4 protein-coding genes and 1 pseudogene are annotated in these 3,978 nt (G+C 69.9%); 2 read left to right on the forward strand and 3 right to left on the reverse strand.

Translation table 11 applies throughout. From position 1 onward, the window contains the following. Positions 1-123 precede the first annotated feature (123 nt). The 3 genes from QH283_RS16110 to QH283_RS16120 form a co-directional block, all read right to left on the reverse strand. Positions 124-852, reverse strand: a complete 729-nt coding sequence (locus QH283_RS16110; protein ID WP_280503802.1) for a heparin-binding hemagglutinin — start codon at positions 850-852, stop codon at positions 124-126. After that, positions 849-1,313 carry a helix-turn-helix domain-containing protein gene (locus QH283_RS16115; RefSeq protein ID WP_280503803.1) on the reverse strand — a complete coding sequence of 155 codons (465 nt, stop codon included), beginning with the start codon at positions 1,311-1,313 and terminating at the stop codon, positions 849-851. The genes QH283_RS16110 and QH283_RS16115 overlap by 4 nt, the downstream gene beginning before the upstream one ends. Positions 1,314-1,481: 168 nt before the next feature. Further along, on the reverse strand, positions 1,482-2,828 hold the full coding sequence (locus tag QH283_RS16120) for a DUF445 domain-containing protein (RefSeq protein ID WP_280503804.1): 1,347 nt from the start codon (positions 2,826-2,828) through the stop codon (positions 1,482-1,484). Positions 2,829-2,957: 129 nt separating this feature from the next. Here QH283_RS16120 and QH283_RS16125 point away from each other — a divergent pair, with 129 nt between their 5' ends. Further along, positions 2,958-3,638 (forward strand): TetR/AcrR family transcriptional regulator, encoded by a 681-nt coding sequence (locus QH283_RS16125; protein WP_280503805.1) that lies wholly within the window; start codon positions 2,958-2,960, stop codon positions 3,636-3,638. Between the two features lie 69 nt (positions 3,639-3,707). Then, a pseudogene (locus QH283_RS16130) lies at positions 3,708-3,978 on the forward strand (hypothetical protein); the annotation flags it as partial.

Here is a 3,978-nt window from a genome sequence, read left to right on the forward strand (position 1 = left end):
CAACCCGTCCACGGAAGTCACCTGTCCTGTTTACTAAAACCCCCCTCCCACCGCGCGGCGGCGCGTGGGCGATGGAATCCCGGCCGGTCCCGCGGACGCGGAACCGGAGGAGCCGAGGACCGATCAGACGGTCTTCGGCGCGCTCTTGCGCGGCGTGGCCTTGCGGGCCGGCTTCTTGGCGGCGGGCTTGACGACCGCCTCCTCGGCCGGGGTGGGTTCGGCCGGCGCGGGGGCGATGTCGACCACCTCCGCCTCGACCTCCCTCTCGGCCAGCGGCACCTCCCTCTCGGCCAGCGGCGCCTCGGCCACCGGCGCCTCGACCACCGGCTCGGCGTCGACGACGGTCGCGGGCTCGCCGGCCTCGGCCGGACGGCCGAGCAGGCCGCTCACCTTGCCGACGACCTCCTCGGCGCGCGAGGTGGCCTCCTTGTACAGGCCCTCCACCTTGCCGAGGCGCTCCTCGACGACCTCGTTGGCGCGCAGCCGCTCGACGGTCTCCTCGCCGCGGGCGGCCAGCTCGGTGTAGATCTCGACAGCCTTGGAGAAGTACTCCTCGGCGAGCTTGCGCAGCTCCTCGGCGGTCAGCTTCTCGCGCAGCTCGGCGACCTCGTTGGGCAGCTCGCCGGGCAGGCCGGACAGCCGCTCGCGCAGCGTCTCGATCTGGGCCTGCACGTCGGCGGGCACGTGGGCGATGCGCTCGCGCGCCTCCTCGACCCGGACGCTCACGTCGGCGGTCGTGCCCGCCTTCTCGCGGACCTGGCTGACGACGTCGAGGGCGGCGGTGTACACGGCGTCCCCGACGCCGACGGCGGCGAGCAGGGGCTTGGTCACGGTTACGGTCTTGTCGGTCATGTTGTTCGGCTCTCCTGGCGTGGCGGAGTGTCTGGTGATGTCGGGGTGACGTCGATCGTCGGTTTCGGAACGTCGCTGTCCCGCTCCCCCTCCGTCTCGTCCGCGCCGTTCTCACGGCGGAACGATTCGTAGATGTCCAGCAGGACCTGCTTCTGGCGCTCCGTGAGGGAGGTGTCGCCCAGCAGCGCGTCCCTGACCGGACTGTGTGGCCGCTCCTCGAGATAGCCGGCCCGTACGTACAAGACCTCCGAGGAGACCCGCAGCGCTTTCGCGATCTGCGTGAGCACCTCCGCGGACGGGTTGCGCAGTCCCCGCTCGATCTGGCTCAGGTAGGGATTGCTCACCCCCGCCAGCGCGGCCAGTTGACGCAACGAGACCTGCGCGGCTTCCCGCTGCGCCCTGATGAAACCTCCGATGTCGTGCGCCGCGTTCGCTACGCGCCGCTCGGGATGGTCTGTCATCACTCACCTTCTGGCGGTTGCACGTGTACGAGTCTAGAGACAAGTGCTAACTCTTGCAAGCACTCTGTTAGCACCCGGGTGTGTCGCCCCGGGTCCCGATGCGAAGTCAAGCGCCTGCCCCGCCGCCGGACAAAACGGACGCGGGCCGACCGCCCCGTAACTTGCGTGTCAGTGCTGGAACAGCAGCTGGGACACCGTGTAGATGGCCAGACCGGCCAGTGAACCGACCACCGTGCCGTTGATCCTGATGAACTGCAGATCCCGCCCCACCTGCAGTTCGATCTTCTTGCTCGCCTCCTCGGCGTCCCACTTGGCGACGGTGTCGGTGACCAGGGTGGTGATCTCCCCCGCGTAGTTGCTCACCAGATAGCGCACCCCGCGGTCGAGCCAGTCGTCGATCTTGTCCCGCAGCTCGTCCTCGTCGCGCAGCCGCTCGCCGAGCTGCTGGACGTTCTCGGCCACCTTGCGCCGCAGCGTGCTGTCCGGGTCGTCGGCCGACTCCAGGATCAGCCGCTTGGCCGCCCGCCAGGTGGCCTCGGCCAGACCGGTGATCTCCTCGCGGCCCATGACCTGCGCCTTGACCCGCTCGGCCTTCTTGATCATGGCCTCGTCGTACTGCAGATCGTGGGCGAACTCCTCCAGGAATCGGTTCGCCGCGCGGCGCACCTCGTGGTCGGGCTCCGAGCGCACCCGCCAGGTGAACTCGACGACCTCCCGGTAGACCTTCTCCGAGAGCATGATGTTGACGAACTTCGGCGCCCACTGCGGCGCCTGCTCCAGGATGACCTTGTCGATGGTCTCCTGACTGGCCAGCGCCCACTGGTGCGCGCGCTCGGCGAGCAGCTCGATCAGGGCCAGCTGCCGGTTGTCGGCCAGCAGCTCGGCCAGCACCCGCCCGATCGGCGGACCCCACAGCGGCTCGGCGATGCGCTTGACGATGGTGTTGTCGATGATCTGCTCGACGTCCTCGTCGCGCAGCGCGCCGACCACCGCGCGCAGAATGGTCGAGCTCTCCTGCGCCACCCGCTCGGCGTGCCCGGGGTCGGCCATCCAGCGCCCGACCCGCAGCGACACCTGCGCCGAGCGCACCTTCTCCGACACCACCTCGGGAGCCAGGAAGTTGGTGCCGACGAAGCTGCCCAGGCTGGCGCCGAGCTGGTCCTTCTTCTTGCGGATGATCGCGGTGTGCGGGATGGGCAGGCCGAGCGGATGCCGGAACAGTGCCGTGACGGCGAACCAGTCCGCGAGCGCACCCACCATGCCCGCCTCGGAGGCGGCGCGGACATAGCCCACCCAGTCGCCGCCGCCACCACGTGATTCCAGCCACCGGCAGCACAGGTATATCGCTGTCGCCAGCGCCAGCAATCCGGTGGCCAGGGCCTTCATCTTGAGCAGGTCGCGCTTCTTGACCGTCTCGTCGACGAAGAACCCCGTCGGCGCGGCGGGAGTCACCGCCGGGGCCGGTCGCGGGGGCGCGATCACGGGGGCGGTGAGGTTGCCGGGAGCTTTCTCCATGTCTTCCATTCTGCTGTGCCATAAGCTGTAGGCCGACCAAGCGACCATCCGACCGAACGAGCGAGGGAGTCCATCCTGTCCACCGAAGACCTTGTCGACGTCGGTGAACGCGCCGATCGACCGGCGGCCGTGCGCTCCGGCCGGGTGGACGGCCGCAAGCGCCGGTGGCGCCAGCACAAGATCGACCGCCGTGAAGAGCTGGTCGTCGGCACGCTCGCCGCGGTGCGCGCCCGCGGCGCGTCGGCGGGCATGGACGAGATCGCCGCGCAGATCGGCGTGTCAAAGACGGTCCTGTACCGCTACTTCGCCGACAAGAACGACCTGGTCCACGCGACCATGCAGCGGTTCATCGAGCAGACCCTGATGCCGCGCGTGTACGGCGCGATCAGCCTGGACGCCGACGAGTACCAGCTGACCCGCTCGGCGCTGGCCGCCTACGTGACCACCGTCGACGAGGACCCCGAGGTCTACCGGTTCATCATGGGCAACGGCTCGGACAGCTCCTCGCTGGCCGAGTTCGAGAAGCTGTTCGCCGACGTGGTCTCCGCGGTGATCAGCGAGCACGCCAGCGCGCGCGGCATCGAGACCACCGGCTCCCAGCTGTGGTCCTACGTGCTGGTCGGCGGCATCCAGCTGGCCACCCACTGGTGGACCACCGACAAGACGCTGACCCGCGAGGAAGTCATCGACTACCTGACCATGATGGTCTGGAGCGCAATCGAGGGCATGGCCCGCACCCGCGGCTCCCGCGAGGAGTTCAACGCCCAGGAGCACGTGCTGCCCGCGCCGGAGCCGGGCCCCGCCGCCTGACCTCGGCAGGCCGGGTCGCCCGGTTCCCGTGCGAGCGAGGTCACAGCGTGTGCCGTTAGGCTGAAGCCGGTGGTGCCCGCCCGGCCCCAGCCCGAGGCGGCGGGCAGCGCGCCACCCGATCTCGGCGGCACCAACGGAGGTACCTCGATGGGCAAGCACGTGCCGACCTCGCGACTGGCTCGCGGGACCGCGCTCGGCGCGGTGGCCGCCGGCACGGTTCGCCGCAACCCGCGCGCCCGGCTGCCGATGCGCCGCCGCCCGGCGGGGGTGCGGGCCGAGATGGCCGAGGAATCCATGCTGCGGACCATCGAGCAGGTGGTCGTGGTGCTCGGCACCATGA

Source organism: Nocardia farcinica (assembly GCF_029867845.1).
Taxonomy (GTDB): Bacteria; Actinomycetota; Actinomycetes; order Mycobacteriales; family Mycobacteriaceae; genus Nocardia; species Nocardia farcinica_A.

Coding starts and splice junctions, on each gene's coding strand:
- QH283_RS16110 (WP_280503802.1), bottom strand. CDS start 852: ATGACCGACAAGACCGTAACCGTGACCAAGCCCCTGCTCGCCGCCGTC.
- QH283_RS16115 (WP_280503803.1), bottom strand. CDS start 1,313: ATGACAGACCATCCCGAGCGGCGCGTAGCGAACGCGGCGCACGACATC.
- QH283_RS16120 (WP_280503804.1), bottom strand. CDS start 2,828: ATGGAGAAAGCTCCCGGCAACCTCACCGCCCCCGTGATCGCGCCCCCG.